The sequence below is a fragment of the Aliigemmobacter aestuarii genome, from assembly GCF_004799285.1.
GTDB lineage: Bacteria > Pseudomonadota > Alphaproteobacteria > Rhodobacterales > Rhodobacteraceae > Aliigemmobacter > Aliigemmobacter aestuarii.
This window is the reverse complement of record NZ_SSND01000005.1, coordinates 74,870-99,609: the sequence shown is the minus strand read 5'-3', so window position 1 is coordinate 99,609 and position 24,740 is coordinate 74,870. Positions and strand designations below refer to the sequence as shown.

Annotated in this window: 21 protein-coding genes, 1 tRNA gene and 1 other annotated feature; of the genes, 10 read left to right on the top strand and 12 right to left on the bottom strand. The window is 66.2% G+C overall.

Annotated elements, in window-relative coordinates:
• The 3 genes from E7811_RS16010 to E7811_RS16000 form a co-directional block, all read right to left on the bottom strand.
• A complete protein-coding gene (locus tag E7811_RS16010) occupies positions 1 to 2,220 on the bottom strand; it encodes an ABC transporter permease (protein ID WP_136395681.1) in 2,220 nt (739 codons plus the stop codon).
• A gap of 15 nt (positions 2,221 to 2,235) precedes the next feature.
• Positions 2,236 to 3,264, bottom strand: a complete 1,029-nt coding sequence (locus E7811_RS16005) for an ABC transporter substrate-binding protein (RefSeq protein WP_136395680.1) — start codon at positions 3,262 to 3,264, stop codon at positions 2,236 to 2,238.
• 194 nt (positions 3,265 to 3,458) lie between these two features.
• Complete coding sequence (locus E7811_RS16000) at positions 3,459 to 4,445, bottom strand: 2-hydroxyacid dehydrogenase (RefSeq protein WP_136395679.1); 987 nt, start codon at positions 4,443 to 4,445, stop codon at positions 3,459 to 3,461.
• Positions 4,446 to 4,632: 187 nt separating this feature from the next.
• On the opposite strand from E7811_RS16000, the gene E7811_RS15995 reads away from it, so the two are divergent.
• Entirely contained in the window at positions 4,633 to 5,241 is a 609-nt protein-coding gene (locus E7811_RS15995) for an SH3 domain-containing protein (RefSeq protein ID WP_211092137.1), read from the top strand.
• 61 nt (positions 5,242 to 5,302) lie between these two features.
• The gene (locus E7811_RS15990; RefSeq protein ID WP_136395678.1) at positions 5,303 to 6,181 is read left to right on the top strand and encodes a cation diffusion facilitator family transporter; all 879 of its coding nucleotides are present in this window, start codon (positions 5,303 to 5,305) and stop codon (positions 6,179 to 6,181) included.
• A 21-nt stretch (positions 6,182 to 6,202) separates the two neighbouring features.
• Here the strand turns inward: E7811_RS15990 and E7811_RS15985 are convergent, their stop codons facing one another.
• From E7811_RS15985 to E7811_RS15970, 4 genes are read right to left on the bottom strand one after another with little or no spacing between them, the layout of a single operon-like run.
• Positions 6,203 to 6,973 carry an ABC transporter permease gene (locus E7811_RS15985; RefSeq protein WP_136395677.1) on the bottom strand — a complete coding sequence of 257 codons (771 nt, stop codon included), beginning with the start codon at positions 6,971 to 6,973 and terminating at the stop codon, positions 6,203 to 6,205.
• On the bottom strand, positions 6,970 to 7,716 hold the full coding sequence (locus E7811_RS15980) for an ABC transporter permease (protein ID WP_136395676.1): 747 nt from the start codon (positions 7,714 to 7,716) through the stop codon (positions 6,970 to 6,972). Before E7811_RS15980 ends, E7811_RS15985 begins: the two co-directional genes overlap by 4 nt.
• 13 nt (positions 7,717 to 7,729) lie before the next feature.
• Positions 7,730 to 8,503 (bottom strand): transporter substrate-binding domain-containing protein, encoded by a 774-nt coding sequence (locus E7811_RS15975; RefSeq protein ID WP_136395675.1) that lies wholly within the window; start codon positions 8,501 to 8,503, stop codon positions 7,730 to 7,732.
• Positions 8,504 to 8,543: 40 nt separating this feature from the next.
• Complete coding sequence (locus tag E7811_RS15970) at positions 8,544 to 9,326, bottom strand: ABC transporter ATP-binding protein (RefSeq protein WP_136395674.1); 783 nt, start codon at positions 9,324 to 9,326, stop codon at positions 8,544 to 8,546.
• A gap of 74 nt (positions 9,327 to 9,400) precedes the next feature.
• Between E7811_RS15970 and E7811_RS15965 the strand changes: the two genes are divergently transcribed.
• From E7811_RS15965 to E7811_RS15945, 5 genes are all read left to right on the top strand, one after another.
• Complete coding sequence (locus E7811_RS15965) at positions 9,401 to 10,057, top strand: TetR/AcrR family transcriptional regulator (RefSeq protein WP_136395673.1); 657 nt, start codon at positions 9,401 to 9,403, stop codon at positions 10,055 to 10,057.
• A complete protein-coding gene (locus E7811_RS15960) occupies positions 10,054 to 11,247 on the top strand; it encodes a pyridoxal phosphate-dependent aminotransferase (protein WP_136395672.1) in 1,194 nt (397 codons plus the stop codon). The genes E7811_RS15965 and E7811_RS15960 overlap by 4 nt, the downstream gene beginning before the upstream one ends.
• Positions 11,244 to 12,815, top strand: coding sequence for a 5-guanidino-2-oxopentanoate decarboxylase (locus E7811_RS15955; RefSeq protein WP_136395671.1), 1,572 nt, complete (start codon positions 11,244 to 11,246; stop codon positions 12,813 to 12,815). Before E7811_RS15960 ends, E7811_RS15955 begins: the two co-directional genes overlap by 4 nt.
• A gap of 197 nt (positions 12,816 to 13,012) precedes the next feature.
• A complete protein-coding gene (locus tag E7811_RS15950) occupies positions 13,013 to 14,377 on the top strand; it encodes an aspartate aminotransferase family protein (RefSeq protein WP_136395850.1) in 1,365 nt (454 codons plus the stop codon).
• Positions 14,374 to 15,765: a glutamine synthetase family protein gene (locus tag E7811_RS15945; RefSeq protein WP_136395670.1), complete on the top strand. Its 1,392-nt coding sequence runs from the start codon at positions 14,374 to 14,376 to the stop codon at positions 15,763 to 15,765. The genes E7811_RS15950 and E7811_RS15945 overlap by 4 nt, the downstream gene beginning before the upstream one ends.
• Before the next feature lie 30 nt (positions 15,766 to 15,795).
• Here E7811_RS15945 and E7811_RS15940 read toward each other — a convergent pair whose 3' ends face one another.
• Positions 15,796 to 16,404 carry a response regulator transcription factor gene (locus tag E7811_RS15940; RefSeq protein ID WP_136395669.1) on the bottom strand — a complete coding sequence of 203 codons (609 nt, stop codon included), beginning with the start codon at positions 16,402 to 16,404 and terminating at the stop codon, positions 15,796 to 15,798.
• Positions 16,405 to 16,594: 190 nt separating this feature from the next.
• Here E7811_RS15940 and E7811_RS15935 point away from each other — a divergent pair, with 190 nt between their 5' ends.
• Complete coding sequence (locus E7811_RS15935; protein WP_168733066.1) at positions 16,595 to 19,222, top strand: ATP-binding protein; 2,628 nt, start codon at positions 16,595 to 16,597, stop codon at positions 19,220 to 19,222.
• On the opposite strand, the gene E7811_RS15930 is transcribed toward E7811_RS15935, so the two are convergent.
• The 4 genes from E7811_RS15930 to E7811_RS15915 form a co-directional block, all read right to left on the bottom strand.
• The gene (locus tag E7811_RS15930; protein WP_136395667.1) at positions 19,208 to 20,164 is read right to left on the bottom strand and encodes a LysR family transcriptional regulator; all 957 of its coding nucleotides are present in this window, start codon (positions 20,162 to 20,164) and stop codon (positions 19,208 to 19,210) included. The two genes, E7811_RS15935 and E7811_RS15930, sit on opposite strands and share 15 nt — an antisense overlap.
• Before the next feature lie 90 nt (positions 20,165 to 20,254).
• Positions 20,255 to 20,932, bottom strand: a complete 678-nt coding sequence (locus E7811_RS15925) for a DUF1028 domain-containing protein (RefSeq protein WP_136395666.1) — start codon at positions 20,930 to 20,932, stop codon at positions 20,255 to 20,257.
• A 41-nt stretch (positions 20,933 to 20,973) separates the two neighbouring features.
• A complete protein-coding gene (locus tag E7811_RS15920; protein WP_136395665.1) occupies positions 20,974 to 21,387 on the bottom strand; it encodes a RidA family protein in 414 nt (137 codons plus the stop codon).
• A gap of 47 nt (positions 21,388 to 21,434) precedes the next feature.
• On the bottom strand, positions 21,435 to 22,571 hold the full coding sequence (locus E7811_RS15915) for an aromatic ring-hydroxylating oxygenase subunit alpha (RefSeq protein WP_136395664.1): 1,137 nt from the start codon (positions 22,569 to 22,571) through the stop codon (positions 21,435 to 21,437).
• A gap of 652 nt (positions 22,572 to 23,223) precedes the next feature.
• On the opposite strand from E7811_RS15915, the gene E7811_RS15910 reads away from it, so the two are divergent.
• Positions 23,224 to 23,313: transfer RNA gene (locus tag E7811_RS15910), tRNA-Ser, on the top strand.
• A 191-nt stretch (positions 23,314 to 23,504) separates the two neighbouring features.
• Positions 23,505 to 24,739 (top strand): IS3 family transposase gene (locus tag E7811_RS15905; RefSeq protein WP_136395663.1). Its coding sequence is split into 2 segments (ribosomal slippage): positions 23,505 to 23,805 and positions 23,805 to 24,739, totalling 1,236 coding nucleotides; the frame shifts between segments, so codons are not numbered across the junction.
• Positions 23,792 to 23,908: a sequence feature (AL1L pseudoknot), on the top strand. It overlaps the preceding gene by 117 nt.
• Position 24,740 lies beyond the last annotated feature (1 nt).

The window sequence follows — 24,740 nt, the reverse complement described above, 5'->3', positions numbered from 1 at the left end:
TCAATGTCCCGTGGTCGTGGAATGGGCCGTGCGCCGCCCGATCCGGGTGCGCCCGACCAACAGTTGCAGCAGGCCCACCGCCGCCAGCATCACGAAGATCAGCGCGGTCGAGTAGGCGATGGCAAGGCCGTAGTCGTTGTTCTCGACCCGGCCGATGATGTAGCTGGTCGCCATGTCGTAGCGGGCCGAGACGAGGAAGATCACCGCCGAGATCGCCGTCATCGCCCGGACGAAGCTGTAGACCAGCGCCGCCAGGATCGCCGGCCGCAACAAGGGCAGGATCACCCGGCGGAAGGTCTGCCAGGAATTCGCGCCAAGCGTCAGGCTGCTTTCGTCCAGCGACTTGTCGAGCTGGCTCATCGAGGCGATGCCCGCCCTGACCCCCACCGGCATGTTGCGGAAGATGAAGCTGATCACGAGGATCAGGCCGGTGCCCGTGATCTCGATCGGCGGCACGTTGAAGGCCAGGATATAGGCCACGCCGATCACCGTGCCGGGAATGGCGAAGGACAGCATCGTGCCGAATTCGAAACTGCGCTTGCCCGCGAAATCCTGCCGCGTCAGCAGATAGGCGGTGATCAGGCCCACGGCCGCGGTCAAGGGCGCCGCGATGGTCGAGATCATGATCGTGGTCCAGAAACTGTCCCAGGCGGACCCGGTCCAGCGGATGCCGTTTTCGCCCCAGCTGACGCGGAAGGCGGTGATATAGTGCTTGAAGGTCAGGTTGTTGCGCACCCCCCAAAGCTCCACCACCGATCCGTAAAGGATCATGCCGTAGACAACGGCGGTAAAAGCTGTCCAGCCCCCCACGATCAGATAGACCGGAATGGCCAGCCCGCGCGGCATCGGCGGATGCACCCCCGCATCGCCCTTGCCGGTCACTGTGGTATAGCTTTTGCGCCCCAGCCAGAACCGTTGCAGGTAGAACGCGGCGAGGGTGAAGAACAAAAGCACGATGGCAAGGATCGCCGCGCGGCTCTGGTCATATTGCGCACCGACGATGGCAAAGAAGATCTCGGTCGACAGCACGTCGTAATTCCCGCCAAGAACCAGCGGATTGCCGAAATCGGCCATGCTTTCGATGAATCCAAGAAGGAATGCGTTGGCCAGACCGGGGCGCATCAATGGCAGCGATACCGTGCGGAACGTCTGCCAGCGACTGGCGCGCAGGGTCTGGGCGGCCTCTTCCATGCTGGGGCTGACGCCCTCGACCACGCCGATCAGCACCAGAAAGGCAATCGGCGTGAAGGCCAGGACCTGCGCGATCAGGATGCCCGGCAGGCCATAGACCCAGCGGGTCGCCTCGATCCCCAGAACCCCCGCGACGGTCGTTGTCACGGTGCCGGAAAGCCCGAACAGCAGGATGATGGCAAGGCCGATCACGAAGGGGGGCGTGATGATCGGCAGCACCGTCATCGCCCGCAAGACCCGCTTGTAGCGGAAGCCTGATCGCGTCAGCACCAGCGCGAAGGCAAGGCCAAGCGCGGTGGTGATGATCCCCACCAGAACGGCCAGGAACAGCGAATTCCACGCCACGCCACAGCGCGTGCCCCCGGTCAGGCACCCCAGCCCCCAGATCCGGGCATCGAAGAACCGGTTCAGGAAATGGCCGACGGAAAGCCCGCCCTCATCCGAAACGAAGCCCGCCATCAGCATCTTGGCGATCGGGAAGAAGACAAAGATGGTGACAACGGCGATCACCCCCCCGATGGCCGAGGCGACGAAGACGTCGCCCTTGACCAAACCGCGCGCGGCCAGCCCCTGGGTCAGAAGGAACAGGAAGGCCGAGGCGGTGATCATCGCGCCATAGCCCATGCCGAACTGCCGGTCGTCGAGCTGTCCGAAGATCGCCGCCAGCCAATCAGCGGTAAAGCCGCGCAACCCGATTCCCAGCCCCTGCGCCACCAGCCAGGCAAAGCCGAAGGCGCCCGAGGCGATCAGGACGCGGGCATAAAGCGGATCGGTCTTGCGCCGTGTGACAACCAGCAGCGGCGCCGCCAGCGCGGGCAGCATCGGCAGAAGCCAAGGCTTGAGGCCCTGAAGCACAAGTCCCAGGGCCGGCGCATAATCGGCCTCGGACGGCCAGCCGTCCGACAGCCAGTCGAAGGTCCAGAACTCTTCGACCCCGTACCAGGGCAGAAGGGCATAACCGACCCATCCGGCGATGATCCAGAAGATCAGGACCGGATGGGTGGTCTTTTCCGTGCTTGCGATCCGCAAGGGTCTGGCTTGCGCTTACTGCGGCAGGGTTGAGACGTCCGTATCCCACTTCGCCAGCAGGCGCTTGCGTTCATCGGACGAACCGTACTTCTTGAAGTCGTAGTCGATCAGCTTCAGGCCGGACAGGTCGGGCGCCTTGTCGGAAACCTCGGCCCCCTTGTTCGACATCACCTGGAAGGCGTTGACCTGAAGGGCAAGGTTCTGTGCCTCGACCGACAGCGCCCAGTCATAGAACTTCTTGGCGTTGTCCATGTTGCGCGCGCCCTTGATGATCGACATCGACCCGATCTCGTATCCCGTGCCCTCGCAGGGGGCGACGGTCACGACGGGAAAGCCCGCGACGGTCTGCGCCACCGAATCGTGCATGAAGACGATGCCGATCAGCGTCTCGCCCTGGCCTGCCGCCTTGATCGGGGCCGAGCCGGATTTGGTGTACTGGTTGATGTTGCCGTGAAGCCGCTTCATGAAGTCGAAGCCGCCATCCTCGCCCATCATCTGCACCATCGTGGCCAGCGTCGTGTAGGCCGTACCGGACGAGTTCGGGTTGGCCATCTGCACCATGCCCTTGTATTCCGGCTTGGCCAGGTCTTCCCAGCAGGCCGGCGCGGGCAGCCCCGCCTTGGCCAGCATGTCGGAATTGTAGCCGAAACCCAGAGCGCCGGAATAGATGCCGATCGTCTTGTCGCCGGCGCTTTCCGCCTGCTTGATCGCCCAGTCGTGCAGCTGGTCGCGCATCGGGCTGACATAGGGTTCGGTCAGATCCTCTTCGGCGGCCTGAAGATGCGGATCGCCGGTGCCGCCCCACCAGATGTCCCCCTTGGGATTGCTGGCCTCGGCCTGGATCTGCGCGAAGGTTTCACCCGAAGACTTGCGCGTCATGTCGACGTTGATGCCGGTCGCTTCCTCGAAACTGCGGGCCATGATCTGGCACCATTCCTCCTGCGCCGAACAGTAGAAGCTGAGCCGCCCGTCGGCCGCTGCCGCCGTCGCGGTCAGCCCCGTCGCCAGCGCCAGCGCAGAGGCCGTAAGCCGGGTTCCGTTCATGTTTTCCTCCCTAGATACATTCACGGTTATTTTTTCTTTTGGTCAAAGCAGCGTAAGCGCGCCCACCCGGAGCGCGCAACAAGTATTGTAACAGTTTGATGACAAAACCGGCGGTGCCTGCCCGTCACGGAAGGCCAGCCACGGAAGGCCCGCCACGGAAGGCCAGTCACGGAGGGCCCGTCACAGGCCGCCGGTTACAGCATGCCGGGCACGACCTGATCCGGCGGGCGGTGGCCGTCGGCGAAGGTCTTGATGTTGATGATCACCTTCTCGCCCATCTCGACCCGCCCCTCGATCGTGGCCGATCCCATGTGCGGCAGCAGCACGACATTGGGCAGTTCGCGCAGGCGCGGGTTGATCTCGTGCCCGTGTTCGAACACGTCCAGACCCGCCCCGGCGATCTCGCCCGCGCGCAGCCCGCGCGTCAGGGCGTTTTCGTCGATCACCTCGCCGCGCGAGGTGTTCACGATCACGGCGCTCGGTTTCATCAGCTTCAGGCGCCGCGCATTCATCAGGTGGAAGGTCGAAGGCGTGTGCGGGCAGTTGATCGAGATGATGTCCATCCGGGCGATCATCTGGTCGAGGCTTTCCCAATAGGTCGCCTCAAGCTCGGCCTCGACCTCGGGACGGACGCGGCGGCGGTTGTGGTAATGGATCTGCATGCCGAAGGCGCGCGCGCGCTTGGCCACCGCCTGCCCGATACGGCCCATGCCAAGAATCCCCAGACGCCGCCCGCCGACACGCCCCCCCAGATGGGCCATCGGCGACCAGCCCTGCCACTTGCCGGACTGCATCTCGGCCAGCCCCTCGGGGATGCGGCGGGTCACGGCAAGGATCAGCGCCAGCGTCATGTCGGCGGTGTCCTCGGTCACGACACCGGGGGTGTTCGACACAAGGATGCCGCGCTGGCGGGCACTGGCGACGTCGATATGGTCGATCCCCGCGCCGTAGTTCGCGATCAGCTTCAGCTTGTCCCCCGCCTGCGCCAGAAGGCTGGCGTCGATCTGGTCGGTGACGCAGGGCACAAGCACATCGGCCCGGCGCATCGCCTCGGCCAGTTCCTCGCGCGTCATCTTGGTGTCTGGGTCGCGCAACTGCACGTCGAACAGCTCTTTCATCCGGGTCTCTACCACTTCGGGCAAGCGTCGCGTAACGACAACACTCAGACGCTGAGCTGGCATGTTCTTTCCCCCTGCACTTCCAAATCCGGGTCCACAATGGCAAAGTGCCCCCAACCGGGACAAGGCACAACCCCGGACGCGAAGGCTAGAGCAACAAAGACAATATGCCCCGGCTGGACGGGGCCGCGGGACAGGCAAGATGCAGATCAGGGATCGGGGCGGACGGCGGATTTTCGGCGCATCGGCGATGATTGGCGCGGGCCTTGCCGCCCTGTGGCTTGTCATCGGTGCAGCGGCGGCGCAGACGGTCGCGGCCTCGGCCGATGCCCCGGCGGCGGCTCCCGCGGCCGAGGGCGCGGCGCCTTCAGTCGCGGCGCCTCCGGCCACTGCTGCATCGAAGGCCACGGCAAAGCCCGAACGCGACCCGAACCGGGGGGCGGTCACGAACCTGCCCCTGCCGCGCTACGTCAGCCTGAAGGGAACCGAAGGCAACGCCCGCCGCGGCCCCGGCCTGACCCATCGGATCGACTGGGTCTTTACCCGCGCGGGCATGCCCCTGCGCATCACCGCGGAATTCGAGAACTGGCGCCGCGTCGAGGATATCGAGGGCGCGGGCGGCTGGGTGCATTACTCGCTTCTGTCGGGCGTGCGCAGCGCCATCGTGATGCAGGACCTGGCAGAATTCCGGTCCGCTCCCGACGATCGCGGGCAGATCGTGCTGCAGGCGGAACGCGGCGTGATCGGCCGCATCCTGGAATGCAACCCGGACTGGTGCAGGCTGAACACCGACGGCGGGCGCGGCTGGGTCCGCAAGACGGCCTTGTGGGGCACCGACCCCGGCGAAATCATCGAATAGATGTTGCCGGGCGCGCGGCGCCTGCGATAGTCGGGGGGCCTGATTTCGCGGGGCCGGTTCCATGACCACAAGCGCCACACGTCTGAACCTGTCCGCCGGGGTGGCATCGGTTGCCGTCGCGCTGACGCTGGTCGGGCTAAAACTCTGGGCGCTTTCCGAAACCGGCTCGCTTTCGGTCGCCGCCTCGCTGACCGACAGCGCGCTTGACCTGATGGTTTCGGTCGCGGCGATGGCCGCGATCCTTTATGCCGCGAAACCCGCTGACGAGGACCACGCATTCGGCCATTCCTCGGCCGAGGATCTGGCCGCGCTTGGCCAGTCGATCTTCATCCTGGTGTCGGCGGGTGTGATCGCCTGGGCGGCGGTCCGGCGCCTGCTGACTTCGCAGCCCGCGAAACTGACCGAGGAAACCACGGGTATCGCGGTCATGGGCGTGTCGATCGTGCTGACGCTTGGCCTTGTCTGGTGGCAGGGCCGCGTCGCCCGGCGCACCCGCAACCCCGTGGTCAAGGCCGACCGGCTGCATTACCTGGGCGACCTTCTGCCCAACATGGGCGCGATCCTGTCGCTCTGGGCCTCGGCGCAGTTCGGCATGGCGCAGATCGACAGCGTGGTGGCGCTGGTCGCGGCGGCCATCATGGCCTTTGGCGCGCTGTCGATCTTCAAGGGGGCGTGGGATGCGCTGATGGACCGCGCCGCCGACCCGGAGGTGATCGAGGGGATCGCCACGCTGGCCCGTGAATGGCCGGGCGTGAAAGGGTTTCACGACCTCAAGACGCGGAAGGCCGGAAGCCGGGTCTTCGTCCACCTGCACATCGAACTCGACGGCGCACTGTCGCTGCGCGAGGCGCACGAGATCGGCGCGGGCCTGAAACGCACGATCCTTCTGGCCTATCCGCAATGCGATGTCATCATCCACAAGGACGTGGCGCAGGACTGATCCGCGCGCCCGATCCGCAGGTCAGGCGATGCGCGAAGGCACACGGCGTTCAAGCGCCCTGAAGGCCAGAACGATGATGCCCGTGATCACCATGTAGACCACCGCCAGAAGCAGCAGCGGTTCATAGACGATGTAGGTGTCCTGACGCACCCGGCTGGACACGGCATAGATATCGACCACCGTGATCGTCGCCACCAGAGGCGTGGCCTTCAGTTGCAGCACCGTTTCGCCCCCGAGCGTGGGCAGTGCGCGGTGGACGGCCTGCGGCAGCCAGATCCGGGTGAGGATCTTCCAGCGCGGCATCCCCATCGCCTTTGCGGCTTCAAGCTGGCCCTTCGGCACGCCCTTGAACGCGCCGCGCATCACCTCGCCCTCGTAGCCGGCAAAGGACAGGGTCAGCGCCAGCACCGCATAGGGCCAGGCCTGCCTGAGGATCGGCCAGAGGTCGGATTGCCGGATCCAGGGGATCTGCGGGAACAGCGACCCAAGCCCATAGTAAAGCAGCCAAAGCTGCAACAGCAGCGGCGTGCCGCGGATTACCGTGCAGAAGACCCGCGCGGGCGCGGCCAGATACCAGGGCCCCACCGCCTGCGCGAGGCCAAGCGGAATGGCCAGCGCCATGCCCATCACCACCGTCACCGCAAGGATCCAGACCGTGCGCCAGATGCCTTCGACCGCAAGCGGCAGGTATTTCGGCAACCAGTCCCACCGCAGGGTGAAGACGCACCACAGCACGATCGCCGCGGCGATGGCCAGCATCACGATCCGGTGCGGTTGCAAAAGCGCCTTCATCGCGCCCCCCCGACCGACGGCTGCCCACGCCGCGCATGGCGTTCAAGCCGGGCAAAAAGATAGGTCGAGACAAGCGAGAGCGTCAGATAAAGCGCCCCCGCCGCCATGAAGAAGGTGAAATAGGCCTTGGTCGCGCCGGCCGCCTGCCGGGTTTCCTGGGTCAGTTCGCCAAAGCCCACCACGGCCAGCAGCGCGGTGTCCTTTGTCGCCACCAGCCACAGGTTCGCAAGGCCGGGAATGGCATAGGACAGCATCAGCGGCAGGGTGATCCGCCGGGCCAGAAGCGTGGCGGGCATCCCCATCGCGCGCGCCGCCTCGATCTGGCCTGGGGGCACCGCAAGGATCGCGCCGCGCAGCACCTCGGTCGCATAGGCGCCCTGTACGAAGCCCAAGACGACAATCCCGGCGGCCAGGCCCGAGATCTGGATACGTTCATGGCCAAAGGCGATCAGCGCCTGGTTCACCGCATCGGTGACGGCGTAGTAGAGAATGAGGATCAGCACGAGTTCCGGCACCGCCCGCACGACGGTGGTATAGACCGCCAGCAGGTCGCGCAGCACCGGGCCGCCGTAAAGCTTGCCATAGGCGCCGAAAATCCCGATCAGCAGGCCAAGGCCGAAGGCGCCACCCGCGATCAGGATCGAATTCCAGAGCCCCCTGAGCAGGTTCGCCCCCCAGCCGGGGGGCGAATATGCCAGAAGGTCGAGCGTTGAGGCCGCGCCCGCGGCCCCGATCAGCTCCATCACCGCTCAGGCCTCAGCCGCCGTAGATCGACGAGGCGAAATAGGGGGCCGAGATCTTGTCGTAGGTGCCGTCTTCCAGAACCTTGGCGATGCCCGCGTTGAACTTCGCCTTCAGCTCGTCCTCGCCCTTGCGCAGGCCAACGCCGACGCCAAGCCCCAGAACCTCGGGATCATCAGTGACGGCGCCCTTCGATTCGCAGCAGGCCATGCCGGCTTCGGTCTTGAGGAAGTCGTCCAGCGCGATGCTGTCGGCCTGGGTCGCGTCGATCCGGCCCGCGACCAGATCCTGGTTCGCCTCGTCCTGGGTCTGATAGACCTTGATCTCGGCCACAGAGCCGGCGAAGTGCTTCTGTGCATAGGCTTCGTGCACGGTCGAAACCTGCACGCCCAGGATCTTGCCCGCAAGGCCCGCAGCGTCCGGCGTCATCTCGACACCCTTGGCGCCGACGATCACGGTCGGCGTGTTGTAATACTTGTCAGAGAAGTCGATCGTCTGCATCCGTTCCGCCGTGATCGACATCGAGGCCATGATCGCGTCGATCTGGCCCGCCGTCAGCGAGGGGATGATGCCATCCCAGGCCACCGGGACGATTTCGCATTCCATTTCGGCGGCGGCGCAGACCGCGCCGATCAGATCGACTTCCCAGCCCACCCAGTTGCCCGAGGCATCGGGCGAGGCGAAGGGCGGATAGGGTTCGGCGGCGATGCCGACCTTGACGGTCTGGGCCATCGCGGCCCCGCCGAGCATCAGCGTCGCGGTCAGCGTAAGTGCAGCAAGTTTTTTCATTTTTTACCCTCTTCTGTTGGTGCCTTGTTGGTTCGCCGGGTCAAGCCACGGTCTTGAGAAACTGTTTCAGGCGGTCCGACTTCGGATCGCCGAAGACCCGGTCAGGCGGGCCTTCCTCTTCGATGCGGCCATTGTGAAGATAGATCACATGGCTGGAAACCTCGCGCGCGAATTTCATCTCGTGCGTGACAAGGATCATCGTCCGGCCCTCGGCGGCCAGATCGCGGATCACGCCCAGGACCTCGCCCACCAGTTCGGGGTCAAGCGCGCTTGTGGGTTCGTCGAACAGCATCGCGCGGGGTTCCATGCACAAAGCCCGCGCGATGGCCGCGCGCTGCTGCTGGCCCCCGGACAGGAACGCGGGATAGGCGCCCGCCTTTTCCGCCAGCCCCACCCGCGCCAGAAGCCGTTCGGCCCGCGCCACGGCCTGATCCTTCGGGGTGCCCAGCACATACACGGGCACTTCGATCAGGTTTTCGAGGATGGTCTTGTGGGTCCACAGGTTGAACTGCTGGAACACCATTCCCAGCGACTGCCGCAGCCGTTCGATCTGCCTGCGATCGGCGGGACTTCCGTCGGGCCGCATCCGCACCTCTTCGCCGCCGATCACGATCCGTCCCGACGACGGCGTTTCCAGAAAGTTGATGCAGCGCAGCATCGTTGACTTCCCCGACCCCGATCCGCCGATGATCGCCACCACGTCGCCCTCATGGGCAACCAGATCGACGCCCTTCAGAACCTCAAGCGGGCCGAAGGACTTGTGAAGCCCTTCGATGCGGATGGCCTCGGGGCTTGGGGAACGGCTGGCGGTATCGTCGCGCATCGGGACTCCGTCGGATTCCTGATTGCAGTAAGACGCGGGAAAGGTAATTATGCAAGTGTATAATTAGGTGCGGCATGACCGGCGAACGGCGCAAATTCACACGCGAAGGCGAAGAGCGGCGGCGCGAGGCGCTGATTTCCGCAACGCTTGATCTTGTGGCCGAAGGCGGGGTCATGGCGGCCACCGTGCGCGCGATCGCCGCCCGTGCGGGCGTGACCCCCGGCCTGATTCGGCACTACTTCACCGGCAAGGAGGATCTGACCCGCGCCGCCTATCGCGGGCTGATGGACAGGATGACGGCCGAAAACCTCGACGTGATCCGCAACGCCGGTGCCGACCCCGCCGCGCGCCTTGCCGCCTTCGTCGCCGCTTCGCTGCGCCCGCCGGTCGTGCATGCGGGCAGGTTGGGTCGTTGGGCTGCCTTCATCCAGATGGTGCGCCGCGACCCCGCCATCCGCGAGGTCCACGAGGCGACCTATCTGAACTATCGCGACCAGCTGCAGGGCCTGATCGCCGATCTTCCCGGATCGCGCGACGAAGGCGACCTGCGCAGGCTCGCCATCGCCTGCAACGGGGTGATCGACGGGCTGTGGCTGGAAGGCTGCGCCCTGCCCGAATCCTTCCCCGACGATGAACTTGCCCGGATCGGCGTCGCCGCCGTGGGCGCCATCCTCGGGGTCGATCTGATGCCCCATATTCCCGATCCTGCCGCCGAAAGCGAAACGCCATGAAATACGCCTCTGTCACCGATCGCCTTTCGGGCCTGGGCAGCGCCAAGTGGCGCGTGCACATCCGCGCCCGCGAACTGGCCGCCGAAGGGCGCGAGATCATCGAACTGACGATCGGTGAACCCGATGTCCCCTGCCCGCCCGAGATGATCGAGGATGCCGCCCGCGCGATGGCCGCCGGGCGGACGGGCTATTCCAACGGTCGGGGGGAACCGGCGCTGGTCGAGGCGCTGGCCGCCCGTTACAGCGCGCGGCGCGGCCGCCCGGTCACGGCCGAGAACATCATGTGCTTTCCCGGCACCCAGACCACGCTTTACGCCGTCTTCCGCGCGATTGCCGAGGACGGCGACGAGGTGCTGGTGGGCGACCCGCTGTATGCGTCCTATGAAGGGGTGATCGAATCCTGCGGCGCCAGGGTGGTGCCGGTGCCGCTGCGCCCGGAAAAGGGTTTCCGGATGCAGGCCGCCGATCTGGCGGCGCGGATCACGCCCCGGTCGCGGGTGATCTTTCTCAACACCCCGCACAATCCGACGGGCGCCGTGCTGACCCGGCAGGACATCGCCGACATCGGCGATCTGGCGATCCGCCATGACCTGTGGATCGTGTCCGACGAGGTTTATGAGGATCTGGTCTTTGCCGGTGCCGAATTCGTCTCGCCGCTGGATTTCCCGGAACTGGCAGACCGCACCATCGCCACGGCCTCGATCTCGAAATCCCATGCTGCGCCCGGCTTCCGGTCGGGCTGGTGCGTGGGATCGGCCGAATTCTGCGAACGCCTGCTGCCGCTTTCGGAAACCATGCTGTTCGGCAACCAGCCGTTCATCGCTGACATGACGGCGCGCGCAATCAGCCGCCCCTCGCCCGTGGCGCCCGGCATGGCCGAACGCTTTGCCCGCCGCGCCGACATCATCCGCCACAGGCTGCACGGCACGGCGGGGCTTGCCGTCCATCGGCCCGATGCCGGGATGTTCGCCCTTGTGGACGTGCGCGCCACCGGGCTTTCCGGGCAGGAATTCGCAGGCCGCCTGCTTGAGGAATGCGGCGTGGCGGTGATGCCGGGCGAAAGTTTCGGCCAGGCCCTTGGCGGCTGGCTGCGGCTCGCGCTGACCCAGCCCGACGAGGCGACGACCGAAGCCTGCCGCCGCATCGCCGCCTTTGCCCTGGACCTGAACCGGAAGGGAGACGCCGCATGAGATCGGTGGGCGAGGAACTGGCCGCCGGGCTGGCCGCGCGCGGGGTCGAGGTGGTGTTCGGCATCCCCGGCGTGCATACGGTGGAACTTTACCGCGGCCTGCCCGGATCGGGCATCCGGCATGTGACGGCGCGGCACGAACAGGGTGCGGCTTTCATGGCCGATGGCTATGCCCGCGTGTCCGGCAAGCCCGGCGTCGCGCTGGTGATCACCGGCCCCGGCCTGACCAACGCGCTGACCGCGATGGCGCAGGCCCGGGCCGACAGCGTGCCGATGCTGGTGATCTCGGGCGTGAACCGCCGCGCGACGCTGGGTCAGGGGATGGGCTGGCTGCATGAACTGCCCGATCAGCAGGGGATGGTGAAACCGCTGTGCCCGACGATCCAGGTCACCGGGGCCGAGGCCCTGGCCCCGGCGCTGGACCGGGCCTTTGCCCTGCTGGGATCGGGCCGCCCCGGCCCGGTGCATCTGGAAGTGCCGACCGATGTGATGTCGGCCCCCTGCCCGCCGCTGCCCGCGCCCGTGGCCGTGGCCCCCCTGTGGCCCGACCCGGATGCGCTGGCCGATGCCGCCGCGCGACTGAGCCGGGCGCAGCACCCCGTGATCCTTGCCGGAGGCGGAACGCGGCATGCGGCCGCCGCCCTGCGACGGCTGGCCGAGGCGCTCGACGCCCCCGTGATCCAGACGGTGAACGCGCGCGGTGCGATGCACGGCCATCCGTTGACCGTGCCGGGATCGCCCTCGCTGGATGCCGTGCGCGCGGTGATCGCCGCGTCGGATCAGGTTCTGGCCATCGGCACGGAACTGGGCCCGACCGACTATGACATGTATGTGCGCGGCGGCCTGCCCGACCTTTCCGGCATGATCCGGATCGACCTTTGCCCCGAACAACTGGCGCGCCACCCGGCCGCGCTGCGCATCCGTGCCGAGGCCGGGGCCGCGATGACCGCCCTGTGCGAGGCCCTGCCCCCCCGCCGCGGCGATGGCGCGACCCGCGCCGCGGCCGCCCGTCTGGCCGCGCGCGCCGAACTGGCGGGGCTTTCCCCGGCGATGCCCGGGCAGTTGGCCGCCGTCGAGGCGATCCGCGAGGCGATGCCCGGCGCCATCATCGTGGGCGACAGCACCCAGCCTGTCTATGCCGCGAACCTTTACTACGATCACGACCGGCCCGGCGGATGGTTCAACGCGGCGACCGGATACGGCGCGCTTGGCTTCGGCCCCGGCGCCGCCGTGGGCGCCGCGATCGCGGCGGGTGGTGCGCCGGTGGTCTGCCTGATCGGCGATGGCGGGTTGCAGTTCAGCCCCGGCGAATTGCGCACCGCCGTGGACGAGGACCTGCCCCTGACCTTCCTTGTCTGGAACAACGCGGGCTTCCGCGAGATCGCCGAGGCGATGGCCGGGGCCGGGGCCGCGGTGGTCGGCTGCACGCCCTCGCCGCTGAGGATGGAACCCTTCGCCGCCGCCTGCGATCTGCCGTTCCAAAGCGTCCCACCCGATCCGGCCGCGATCCGCGCGGCGCTGGCCGCACCCGGGACCGGCCCGAGGATGATCGAGGTTCGCGTTCCCTGACCGCTTTGCCTGACGGCTTTCCCTGATGGCGGCACCCTGCGACGCTGCGCGCGGCAGGCCCTTGCCGCCTGCCTGACGATGGCGCTTGAATTTGATCAAATCTGGACGCATAAGCGGAACACCTGCCCGAAGGTGATCCCATGGCCCGCAAATCCGTCTCTACCGATGCCCCCCAGCCCTCCGTCGCTTCCGGTGACATGATCGCCGGCGTCCGCCGCGACAGGATCAAGGCCCTTGCCAAACGCGAGGCGAAACGCTTTGCCGCGACCCGGCCCAAGACCCGCGCCGCGCTTGAAGCCGGGGCGGATGCCTGGCTCGACGGGGTGCCGATGCACTGGATGAAGGACTGGCCCATGCCCTTCCCGCTTCTGGTGACGAAGGCGAAGGGCGCGCGGCTGACCGATCTGGACGGCTACGGGATCGACGATTTCTGTCTGGGCGACACCGGATCGATGTTCGGCCATTCGCCGAAACCCGTGGCGCAGGCCATCCGCCGACAGGCCCGCCGCGGCTTGACCTATATGCTGCCCACCACCGCGGCCCTGCGCGCAGGCGCACTTTTGTGCGAACGCTTCGGCGATTTCCGCTGGCAGATCGCGACCACCGCCACCGATGCCAACCGATTTGCCCTGCGCGTGGCGCGCGCCGTCACCGGCAAGCCCAAGTTGCTGGTGTTCAACGGCTGCTATCACGGCACCGTCGATGACACGATGGTGGAACTGACCAACGGCCGGACCGCGCCGCGCGCGGGGTTGGTCGGGCAGGTCGCGGACCTGACGAAGACCGCCGTCTCGGTCGAGTTCAACGATGTGGAGGCCGTGCGCGCCGCGCTGGAAACCGGCGAGATCGCCGCGATCCTGACCGAACCGGTGATGACCAATTCCTGCATGGTGCTGCCGCAAGCCGGGTTCCATGATGCGCTGCGCCAGCTTTCCCGCCGCCACGGCGCGCTGCTGATCATCGACGAGACGCACACCATCTCGTCCGGGCTTGGCGGCTATAGCCGGGTTCATTCGCTGTCGCCCGACATCTTCGTTGTCGGCAAATGCGTGGCCGGCGGGATGCCGACCGCCGTCTGGGGCATGACGCCCGATGTGGCTGCGGCCTATGCCCGCTACAACGAAACGCGCGCGCCGGGCCACTCCGGCATGGGCACCACGCTTTCGGCCAATCCGATGCAGTTCGCCTGCCTTGAGGCGACCCTGTCCGAGGTGATGACCAAGGAAAACTACGACCACATGGAAAAGGGGGCGGAACGGCTTTCGGACGGGCTGCACGCGGCCATCGAACGGCACGGTGCGCCCTGGCATGTGGTGCGGGTGGGCGCGCGGGTGGAATTCATCTGCGCCCCCGGTCCCCTGAAGAACGGGACCGAGGCCGCCGCCGCCCATGCGCCCGAGGTCGAGGCCGCGATTCACACCGCCCTTCTGAACCGCGGCTGCCTGATCGCGCCCTTCCACAACATGATGCTGGTCAGCCCAGCCACCAGGAAACGCCAGATCGACGGGCTGATCGCCGCCTTCGACGAAATCCTCTCATTCCTTTTCGCAGACGACAAATGACCGACATGCACAGCCCCTCGGGCTCCACCCTCGCCGAGGCCGAGGCCTTTCTTGCCGCGCACCCGGAAATCGAGGCCTTTGACATCATCCTGCACGATTCCAACGGGATCGGCCGGGGCAAGATCATCCGCCGGCATGAACTGCTGTCTTTCTACAAAGGCGGGCGGCATCTGCCGATCTCGATCCTGGGCCTGGATATCTGCGGCGAGGATGTCCACGAAACCGGCCTGATCTGGGATCAGGGCGACGGCGACCTGCGCGCCTGGCCCATCCCCGGCACGTTGAAGCCGCTTCACAACACAACGCCCCCGCGCGGCGAGGTGTTCATGTCGCTTTACGAACTCGACGGGCGTCCGATGACATCGGACCCGCGCCACGCGCTGGCCCGTCAGGTGCAGGCGATGGCCGACGAGGGGCTGCACCCCGCCGGCGCGTTCGAACTGGAATTCTTCCTGTTGGCCAATGACCGTGACGCGCGGGGCAAGATGGTGCCCGCTGCGGATGTGCTGGATGGCCGCCCCTCGACCAAGACCGAGGTCTATTCGGTCGATCACCTGCACGGCATGCTGCCGCTGTTCTCGGACATCTACGCCGCTGCCGGGAAGGCCGGGATCACGGCGGAAACGATGATTTCGGAATACGCCCCGGGCCAGTACGAACTGACGCTGCACTATCGCGAGGACGTGTTGCAGGCCGCAGACGACCTGATGCGGCTCAAGCGGATCGTGCGTGCGCAGGCCCGCGCCCACGGCGTGACGGCCTGTTTCATGGCCAAGCCGAACGAGGATTACGCCGGTTCGGGCATGCATTTCCATGTCTCGCTTCAGGATGACAAGGGCCGCAACGTCTTTGCCGAGGCGGAAGAGGGCAAGTGGACCCAGACGATCCTGCACGCCCTTGGCGGGCTGCGCGCGACGATGGGCGAATCGATGCTGGTCTTTGCCCCGCATGCGAATTCCTGGCGGCGCTTTGCCAGCCAGTCCTACGCGCCGGTCAGCCCCACCTGGGGGGTGAACAACCGGTCGGTCGCGCTGCGCATCCCGGCGGGCGACATCCGCGCGCGGCGGATCGAACACCGTCCCGCGGGCGTGGATGCAAACCCCTATCTGGTGGCGGCGACGGTTCTGGCCGGCATCCGCCACGGCCTGAAGAACCGGATCGACCCCGGCCCCGAAACCACCGGCAACGGATACGAGGCGACCGACGCGCCCCCGATCCCCGCCGACTGGCGGTCGGCCATCGAGGCGGCGCAGGGGTCTGCATTCCTGAAGGACGCGCTTGGCGAGGACATGCACCGCACCTTCACCGCAATCAAGGCGGCGGAATACGCGCGTGTCATGCGGACGGTCAGCGACGTGGATTTCGATCTTTACCTGCACACGGTCTGACGACGGGCAGGACCGCCGGGCACCTGCGGTTCAGATCATCCCGGCGTTGCGGGCGATCATCGCGGCATGGGTGCGGTTGCGCGCACCCAACTTTCGGCTGAGCGTCTTGACATGCAGCTTGACCGTGACCTCCTGTAGGTCAAGGTCGCGGGCGATCTCCTTGTTCGACAGCCCCTCGACCAGGCCACGCAGCACATCAAGCTCGCGCCGGGTCAGCGCATTCGGGCCCTCGCCCCCCGGCATCTCGCTGCTCAGCAGGCCCAATGGATGGAACCGTTCCCCCTGCGCCATCAGACGGACAGCCGCAACCATCGCCTTGGCGCCGAGCGTCTTCGGCACGAAGCCGACCGCGCCCGCGCGTTCGGCGATCTCGGCCAGTTCGCGCGAGGCCATGCCCGAGATCACCGCGACCGGCACGCCCTTTGCCGCGTTCACGGTGCGACGCACGCCTTCGACCCCATTCATGCCCGGCATGTTGTAATCCAGAAGGATCAGGTCGAAACGCGGCTCGTCACGGATGGCAACCAGCGCCTCGTCCAGGGTGGCGACGGACTGCACGGCCTCGACACCGGAGGCCGTCAGGAAAGCGGCGACCGTCTCGCGGACAAGGTCGTGGTCATCGGCTATAAGCAATCGCATGATCGCGTCCTTCCCGGCGGAATTCGTCACAAAAAGAAACAGTCACCAAGGCAAAATCCAACATTCCGCCCAGTCTTAACGCCGATGAGACGGTTCCGCTAGGCTGACACCGTGGCACGGCCGGAAAATGATCTGGATCGGCCCGCCAAGGTCGCCTAGCCTTCGGGTCAGGTCCAGCGTTTCGGTCACCATGAACGGTATTCCTCAGTCGTCCCTTGCCGGAACCATCGCGCGCCGCATCCGTTTGGGCGTGACGGTGGTGCTTCTGGTCGGGTTCGTGGTGACGACCGGCGCGCTTCTGTGGGATGTCAGGACCAAACTCGGCGGGTTGCGTCGGGCCTCTACCGACAATGCGATCTGGATGGTCACCCAGTCCGAGGTTGAATTCCTGAAGCTTCAGAACGCCATGCAGATGGCGCTGACAACCCTGCCCGAACGGCGCGCGCCGCTTCTGGCCGAGGTCCGCCGCCGGTTCGACGTCATCTACAACCGCGTCACGATCCTTGAGGAAGGTCCGATCTATGCCCAGGTCACGCAGCGCGAGGAAAATGTGGCACGACTGGAAAAGCTGCGCCGTTTCCTGACCGAATACACCCCCCTGATCGATGGCGAGGATGCTGCGCTCGCCGAGGCGATGCCACGGTTCCTGAACGACAGCCGCGAGGCGCAGGATCATCTTCGCATCCTGTCAATCGGCACGCTCACCACGCTGAACAATGCCGCCGAGGCACAGCGGCAATCGGTGTTCGACACGCTGATGCGGCTCGGTCTGGCGATGTCGGGGCTGGTCATCACGCTTTCGGTGTCGCTTGCGATGCTGCGCCAGCAGACGCTTCGGACCCGGTCGCAGGCCGAAAGCATCCGCCTGGCCAACGCGCGGCTGGATACCGTGATCTCGACCACCGGCGAAGGGATCATCGTCACCGACAGGATGGGCCGGATCCAGGACCTGAACCCGGCCGCCGAGGCGATGTTCGGGCACGCCATCGCCGAGGTCCGCGGCCGTGACGCGGTGAGCTTTCTTTGCCCGCCGGATGTCGCCGAAACCCAACGCGCCGCAATCCTGAAGGCGCTGCCCCGACTTGGCGGACCCGACGAACCGCCGATCCGTCTGGAACTGGAAACCCAACGCGCAGACGGTGAACGCTTTCCGATCGAACTGTCGCTTGCCGGAACGCATGATGCCGAAAATCCGCGCAAGGGGATCGTCGTGGGCTTTCTGCGCGACATTTCGGAACGGAGGCGGACCGAACGCGCCCTCGCCCGCGCGCTTGAGGACGCGCAGGCCGGCGAAAGGGCGAAGGCCGATTTCCTTGCCGTCATGAGCCACGAAATGCGGACCCCCCTGAACGGAATGGTGGGTGCGGCGGAACTTCTGGCCAACACGCGACTGACCCGCGACCAGCGCCATCTGGTCGAGGCGCTCGAAAGCTCGGGCCGGCTTCTGTTGGGCCATGTGAACGCGGTGCTGGACATCACCGCGGCGCAGGCCGGCGCGATCACGCTGCACCCGGTCGCGGTCGACGTGGACCGGTTGCTGGCCGATTGCATCGCCAACCAGGAACCCGCAGCCCAGGCCAACGGCAACACACTTTCGCTGCGCAACCTGACGGGGCCGCTTGGGCGTGCCGAAACAGATCCGGCCCGTCTGGGCCAGATCATGCTGAACCTCATCAACAATGCGGTGAAGTTCACGCGCAACGGCTCGGTCACGGTCGAGACGGAATATCAGGAAGATGCCGCCGGCCGTCTGCTTGAAATCCGGGTCGTCGACACCGGGCCGGGCATCCCGCACGATGAACAGGCCCATATCTTCGACGAATTCGTCACCCTTGAAACCGGCTATGCCCGGCAGGAGGGGGGCACCGGACTGGGTCTTGCCGTGGCGCGGCGACTGGCCGAGGCGCTTGGCGGCGAGATCGGGCTGGAAAGCGAGCCGGGCATGGGCAGCGTCTTCTGGGTGCGCATCCCCATGCCACTGGCCAGGGCCGCAGACAGCGCAGCATCCGCCGACGAGAGGACCGGCGCACCCCCCTCCGGACGCCGCATCCTCGTGATCGAGGACAACAGCATCAACCGCTTCATCCTGCGCAAGCATCTGGTTGCCGCAGGCCATCAGGTGGTAGAGGCCGCCGACGGCGTCGAGGGCGTGGCGCTTGCCGGGGCAACGCCGTTCGATGTGATCCTGACCGATATCTCGATGCCGCGCCTGAACGGCGTCGACACGACGCGCCAGATCCGCGCGGGCGCGCAGGGCGGCGCATCGAAGGGCGCACGGATTATCGCCGTGACCGCCCATGCGCTTCCCGACGAACTGGCCAGTTTCCGGGCGGCGGGCATTGACGATGTGCTGATCAAGCCGATCAGCAACGCCGCATTGCAGGGCGCCATCGACGGCACCATGGATGCCCGCGCTGCCGACCGCCGACCGCCCGCGGCGACGCAGGCGCCCCTGATCGACGAGGTGCGGCTGCACGAGCTGTGCAACGAACTGGGTCCCGGCCGGATCGCGGGTCTTCTGGACCGTGTGCTGGGCGAAGGTGACGCGACGATCGCGCGGATCGCGGACATCGCTGCCCTGCCAGATCCCCCCGAAAATTGGGATGAGGCGCAACGGCTCTGCCATACGCTGGCCGGCACCGCCGGAACCTTCGGCGCCGCCCGTCTTGCCGATGCATTGCGCCAGGCGGAAATCGCGATCAAGACGGGCCATGCCGATCGCCTGACACTGGCAGGCCTCGCGCCGGTCTGGTCCGACACCCGCGCCGCGCTTGTTGCGGACCGAAGCGGCGAGGTGATCGCCCTAAGCCCCGACTGACCCCCCGTCGTCGATCCGCAGGCGCAGGCCCGGCGCGCTGTCGGGCGTGATCGTCTCGCGGCAGTGATCGATGAAGGCGCGAATGGTCAGCGCGCCGCGCGCGCCTTCGGCCAGCACAAGCCCCAGCCGCATCGGCCGGACCGGCCCCACAAGGGGCACATAGCGCAGGCGCATCCCGTCCGGGGCCATGTCGCTGGAGGGCCGGATGTTGGCAATGGAATAGCCGAAGCCACTGGCCACCATCGACCGCATCACCCCCATGTCCCGGGTCCGCTCGGCGATCTGCGGGCTGACCCCCGCCTCGGAAAAGCAGCCAAGGAAGTAATCCACCGAATGTGGCAGGTCGAGCAGCACCATCGGGTGCGGCGCCAGATCCGCGGGCGTCACCTGCCGCGCCCCGGCAAGGGGATGGTCGTCGGGAAACAGCGCATAGGGCGGCAGGCTGACCAGTTCGACGAATTCGATGTCAGGCGGGATGTTCAGGTCATAGGTCAGCGCCACATCCAGCTCTGCCGTGCGCAGCCCGTCGTAGATCTCGGCCTGATTGCATTCCGACTGGCGGATCGTGACTTCGGGGAAGCGCGCCACGAAGGACCGGCGCAGCTGCGGCAGGATCACCTGCGCGAAGGTCAGCAGGCAACCCAGCGACAGCGGCCCACGCACCTTGCCGGTGATGTCATTGGCCAGATCCCCAAGCCGCCCCGCCGCCTTCAGGACGGCGCGCGCCTCTTCCACGAACTGCCGCCCGCCCTGGGTCAGGAACAGGCCCTGCGCGTGACGGCGCACGAACAGCGGCAGGCCGAATTCCTCTTCAAGCTGCGCGATGGCGGTGGAAATCGACGGCGAGGACACATTCACCCGCTGCGCGGCCTTCGCGATCGACCCGCATTCGCCGACGGCGACAAGGTATTCAAGCTGGCGAAGGGTGAAGCGCAGGGGCATCGCAGGTCCGGCGGCGAAGGATCGGGGCGGGGAAACGGGGGCGGCGGCGCCGTTCAGGCTAGCCCGGAGGGTGCGCGCTTGCCAAGTGGCTCACTCATCCCCCGGCACCCCGTAGGAGGGCGCGCCTGTCGGATCAAGCGCGCGGGTCACGTAGGCGGCCATCTGCGGCTTGTAGACCTCCCAGGCGCGGGCCACCGCCGCGATTGGGCAGCCTTCGTCCAGCCAGTCGATGCGCAGGTCGGCCACCGGCCACGACAGCCGGTCGGCCATCTTCAGCCCCGCCGAATGGACGGGGCCCGCCTCGCCCCCCGCGTCGCGGCCCGCGATCAGCGCCGCGACCAGCCGGTCGCCCAGATCGCCGCGCGCGGTCTCGAAGGCTGCCACCATCGCCGAGGGGACATCGGTATTGGCCAGAAGATTCCCGCCCGCCGCGCAGTCGTGCCCGCGCGCCTCTCCCCAGAGGCCCAGAACATTCGTTCCCGAATGGATCGCGGTGCCACCCTGCCCGTCCACGACAAGGATCTGCCTGTAGGCGATGTGATCCCGGCCTTGGGTCACACGGGAAAGCGCCTCTGCCGCGCCCGCGCCCGTCTCCAGCGCGTCAAGCACCAGCGGCCCGAGTGCCGGATCGGTCACGTTCTGGCTGGCCACCGCGCCGACCCCGGCCCGGACATGCGCGCAGCGCGCGGCGACGGCGGGCGACGATGAGGATATCACCATCCCGAACCGCCCCGTGGCGGCGCAACGCGCGACAAGCGAAAACGTCATTCAGGCCCTCTTTCGTTGCGCGGTCCGGCTTCAATCCGGGATCAATCCGGAATTACGGCAGTGGCGTCGATCTCGACCAGCCAGTCGGGCCGCGCCAGGGCGGTGACGACAACGCCGGTGGACACCGGATGCACGCCCCGGATGTATTCGCCCATCGTGCGATAGACCGCCTCGCGGTGGCGCACGTCGGTCAGGTAGACCACCACCTTGCACAGATGTTCCATCCGGCCGCCCGCTTCCTCGATCAGCTGGCGGATGTTCTGCATCACCTTGTGGGTCTGTTCCACGGGATCGTGGCTGGCGATGTTCTGGAACGTGTCGATGTCCTGCGGGCACTGGCCGCGCAGGAAGATCGTCGTGCCGCGCGCGACGACGGCATGGCAAAGGTCATTGTCCAGTTTCTGTTCGGGATAGGTGTCGCGTGTATTGAAGGGGCGGATGCGTTTGTGGGCCATCGTCGATCATTCCGGGAAGGGGTGAAGGGGGACGTCGGCCGCTCCGGTCAATCCGGGATGCGGCTGGCAAGATAGGTGGCGAAGTCGTAGTTCGGTCGTTCCAGATGCGACAGGGGACCGGGTGAGGAAAGGCCGGCCAGAAGCCCCTGATAGACCTTCTCGACGCATCCCTTGTCCTCGATGTTCACATCTTCAAGCAGCGCCTTCACGCCCGCCAGATGTTCGGCGGCGCGCGGATCGGCGCACCAGTCCGCGCTCATCCCGCCGGCGAACAGCACCTTCACATGGCCAGGACCGTCCGGCGTCAGGCTGAGGTACCAGAAGTATCCCGGCGTCAGCGTGATCATCAGCGACGGATAGATCGACAGAAGCCAGGTGATCCGCCGCTCGTCCCCCTGAAGCCGCGTGTTCGACGGATGCGCCAGCGACAGCGGCACCGTGTCGTTCTTGACGATCCAGTGGTAGTTGAAGGCCGGCAGACCCTCGGGGCAGGTCATCTTCATCAGGTCGACCGATCCCCCGATGGTGCCGGAGTGGCAGACCGGCAGGTGGTAGCTTTCCATGAAGTTCTCGGCCAGCACCTTCCAGTTGGTGGCCCAGAGGAATTCCTCTCGGAAATGCTCCTGGTAGCTGCCCATGTCGAGATAACCCACCAGCTTTTCCACATCGGCCAGCGCGACCGAGGGCGGCGGCGCGTCAGGGTTGAGCGTGACGAGGATCCAGCCCAGCCAGTCCTCGACCCGGACCTGCGGCAGGCCGATCGCCTCCTTGCAGAAGGTTTCGTTCAGCGTCATCGCCGGTGCACCGCGCAGCGATCCGTCAAGGTTGTAGGTCCAGGCATGGTAGGGACAGACGATCGACCGGACGTTCCCGCGCCCCTCCAGCAAGACCGACATCCGGTGGCGACAGACATTCGACAGGCCGCGCAACTTGCCGTCGCGATCGCGCAGCACGATGACCGGTTCGCCCGCGATCTCCAGCGTCAGGTAATCGCCCGGATGCGGCAGTGCATCGGCGCGGCCCGCGCAGAGCCACTCCTTCGCGAAGACATGTTCCAGCTCCTGGGCCAGGAAGTCCTCTGACGTATAAACGGATTTCGGCATCGCCAGCGCACGTTCGAAGGGTTGCGCGACATTGGCGCGCAATTCGTCGATCGGACGAAGGCTGCTGTCGTGGCGTGTCATCGGCGTTTCCTTCCCTTCAAGACCGGGCCCGGCGTCGCGGGTCCTGCAACGGCGTGGTGCGATCCGGCCGGCAACCGGACCGGCCACCATGGCCGCGCCCGGCATCCCGTGCGGGGGATGGCGGCAGGCATGGCGGGACGGTCATGCGGATCGGTCCTGTGCGCGGCGTCAGATTGCGCCGGATTTGCGAAGGACGAAAGCAGGTATTTTGGCAGCATGGATTAGCCTTCGGCTAACTTGATGCCGGATCAGCGGCGCCCTCCGGCGCCACAGCGGACACGGGGACAAGCATGTTGCCGCCGGGGCGCAACCCGTCGCACGCCCCAGGATGCCCGACGCGCCCGGCTTTGCCGGCAAGACCCGCCCCGCCGAACGCCCCCGCAAATCGCCCCGGTCAATCGCCCCGGTCAATCGGCCCGTCAATGCCGGTTCCGCCTGAGCTGGCGCAGCCATGAGGCACAGCTCGCGCAAGCTCCGACAGGATCCGCGCGGACCGGTCGGCGCGACCCTGATCTGACCGGCAACGCCAACCCCGGACACCGATCACGGCAGGACCTCCCCGCACCACCGCGAGCCCTCTGCCCGGGCTGCAGGCAGCACCGGGAAAGATAGCCCCTTGTTTTCCCCAACCCTCACTCATATACCCGTCCGCGGAGACGTGGCCGAGTGGTCGAAGGCACACCCCTGCTAAGGGTGCAGACGGGAAACCGTCTCGAGGGTTCGAATCCCTTCGTCTCCGCCATACATCATTGATTTTATTGAAAAAAATGTGACGTCCCGGCAGCCACACCACAAACAACCCCACAAAAGAAAAACGCTTGGAGTTTGTGGGGCACTTGGCTCTCACTGGTAGAATCTTTAGACGAAATCGATCAAACGCCTCTGAACCGCCCCGGGTTTACCGGAGAGTAGAACACTCAAAGGATGAGCCCTATGACAAAGCAGAGATTCACCCCCGCCTATCCTGCCGAGCTTCGCGAACGCGGAGTTCGGCTTTTCCGAGAGAACCGCAGCGATTACGCCAGCGACACTGCCGCCTACAAGGCGATTGCGCCGAAGCTTGGTTGTTCGCCCGACAGCCTGCGTGTCTGGTGTCAGCAGGCCGAGCGTGACGCAGGGCAACGCGGTGGGCTGACGAGTGCCGAGAAGGACAGGATCAAGGAACTGGAGCGGGAGGTTCGCGAACTTCGCCAGGCCAACGAGATCCTGAAGAAGGCCAGTGCATATTTCGCGGCGGCGGAGCTCGACCGCCCGTTTCGCAAATGATCGCGTTTCTCGACGATCAGCGTGGCGTGTTTGGTGTCGGGCCGATCTGTCGGGTTATGGGGATCGCACCATCGACGTATTATGCCTTCAAGGCTGTGGAGCGCGATCCGGACTTGGCCTCGGACCGGACCAGGCAAGACCGGCTGGACATGGCTGCGATCAAGCAGGCCTTCGATGGCAGCCGGGGACGATATGGCGCGCGCAAGGTCTGGCATCAGTTGCGCCGAAACGGTCACGACATCGCCCGCTGCACGGTGGAGAGGTTGATGAATGGCATGGGATTACAAGGCGTTGTGCGGGGCAAGAAGGTCGTCACGACCAACCCTGATACCGCCCAACCTTGCCCGGACGACAAGGTGAACCGGGCCTTCGTTGCCGATATGCCGAACCAGCTGTGGGTCAGTGATTTCACCTATGTCTCAAGCTGGCAAGGGATGGTTTATGTTGCCTTCGTGATTGATGTCTTTGCCCGCAGGATTGTCGGCTGGCGCGTTTCGACCTCAATGACAACCGGCTTTGTTCTCGATGCTCTGAACCAGGCCATCTGCCAAAGAGCGCCATCCGAGGCGGACAAGCTGATCCATCACAGTGACCGGGGCAGCCAATACCTGTCGATCCGATACACCGAGCGGCTCGCCGAGGCCGGGATCGACACCTCGGTCGGCAGTGTCGGGGACTCCTATGACAATGCTTTGGCCGAAAGCATCATCGGCCTGTTCAAAACCGAGGTCATCAAGTTCCTCGGCCCATGGAAGGCCGTTGGTCAGGTCGAGTGGGAAACTCTGAAATGGGTCGACTGGTATAACAACACCCGCCTGCACAGCGCCATCGGATACGTCACGCCAAACGAAGCAGAGGAGGCATTCTACGCAAGCTTGAACACTGACGAAAAAGCAGCCTAAT

Bases quoted from the DNA above. Each gene is read 5' to 3' on its own strand.
- E7811_RS16005 (WP_136395680.1), bottom strand. From the start codon at position 3,264: ATGAACGGAACCCGGCTTACGGCCTCTGCGCTGGCGCTGGCGACGGGG.
- E7811_RS16000 (WP_136395679.1), bottom strand. From the start codon at position 4,445: ATGCCAGCTCAGCGTCTGAGTGTTGTCGTTACGCGACGCTTGCCCGAA.
- E7811_RS15995 (WP_211092137.1), top strand. From the start codon at position 4,633: ATGATTGGCGCGGGCCTTGCCGCCCTGTGGCTTGTCATCGGTGCAGCG.
- E7811_RS15990 (WP_136395678.1), top strand. From the start codon at position 5,303: ATGACCACAAGCGCCACACGTCTGAACCTGTCCGCCGGGGTGGCATCG.
- E7811_RS15985 (WP_136395677.1), bottom strand. From the start codon at position 6,973: ATGAAGGCGCTTTTGCAACCGCACCGGATCGTGATGCTGGCCATCGCC.
- E7811_RS15980 (WP_136395676.1), bottom strand. From the start codon at position 7,716: ATGGAGCTGATCGGGGCCGCGGGCGCGGCCTCAACGCTCGACCTTCTG.
- E7811_RS15975 (WP_136395675.1), bottom strand. From the start codon at position 8,503: ATGAAAAAACTTGCTGCACTTACGCTGACCGCGACGCTGATGCTCGGC.
- E7811_RS15970 (WP_136395674.1), bottom strand. From the start codon at position 9,326: ATGCGCGACGATACCGCCAGCCGTTCCCCAAGCCCCGAGGCCATCCGC.
- E7811_RS15965 (WP_136395673.1), top strand. From the start codon at position 9,401: ATGACCGGCGAACGGCGCAAATTCACACGCGAAGGCGAAGAGCGGCGG.
- E7811_RS15960 (WP_136395672.1), top strand. From the start codon at position 10,054: ATGAAATACGCCTCTGTCACCGATCGCCTTTCGGGCCTGGGCAGCGCC.
- E7811_RS15955 (WP_136395671.1), top strand. From the start codon at position 11,244: ATGAGATCGGTGGGCGAGGAACTGGCCGCCGGGCTGGCCGCGCGCGGG.
- E7811_RS15950 (WP_136395850.1), top strand. From the start codon at position 13,013: ATGATCGCCGGCGTCCGCCGCGACAGGATCAAGGCCCTTGCCAAACGC.
- E7811_RS15945 (WP_136395670.1), top strand. From the start codon at position 14,374: ATGACCGACATGCACAGCCCCTCGGGCTCCACCCTCGCCGAGGCCGAG.
- E7811_RS15940 (WP_136395669.1), bottom strand. From the start codon at position 16,404: ATGCGATTGCTTATAGCCGATGACCACGACCTTGTCCGCGAGACGGTC.
- E7811_RS15935 (WP_168733066.1), top strand. From the start codon at position 16,595: ATGAACGGTATTCCTCAGTCGTCCCTTGCCGGAACCATCGCGCGCCGC.
- E7811_RS15930 (WP_136395667.1), bottom strand. From the start codon at position 20,164: ATGCCCCTGCGCTTCACCCTTCGCCAGCTTGAATACCTTGTCGCCGTC.
- E7811_RS15925 (WP_136395666.1), bottom strand. From the start codon at position 20,932: ATGACGTTTTCGCTTGTCGCGCGTTGCGCCGCCACGGGGCGGTTCGGG.
- E7811_RS15920 (WP_136395665.1), bottom strand. From the start codon at position 21,387: ATGGCCCACAAACGCATCCGCCCCTTCAATACACGCGACACCTATCCC.
- E7811_RS15915 (WP_136395664.1), bottom strand. From the start codon at position 22,571: ATGACACGCCACGACAGCAGCCTTCGTCCGATCGACGAATTGCGCGCC.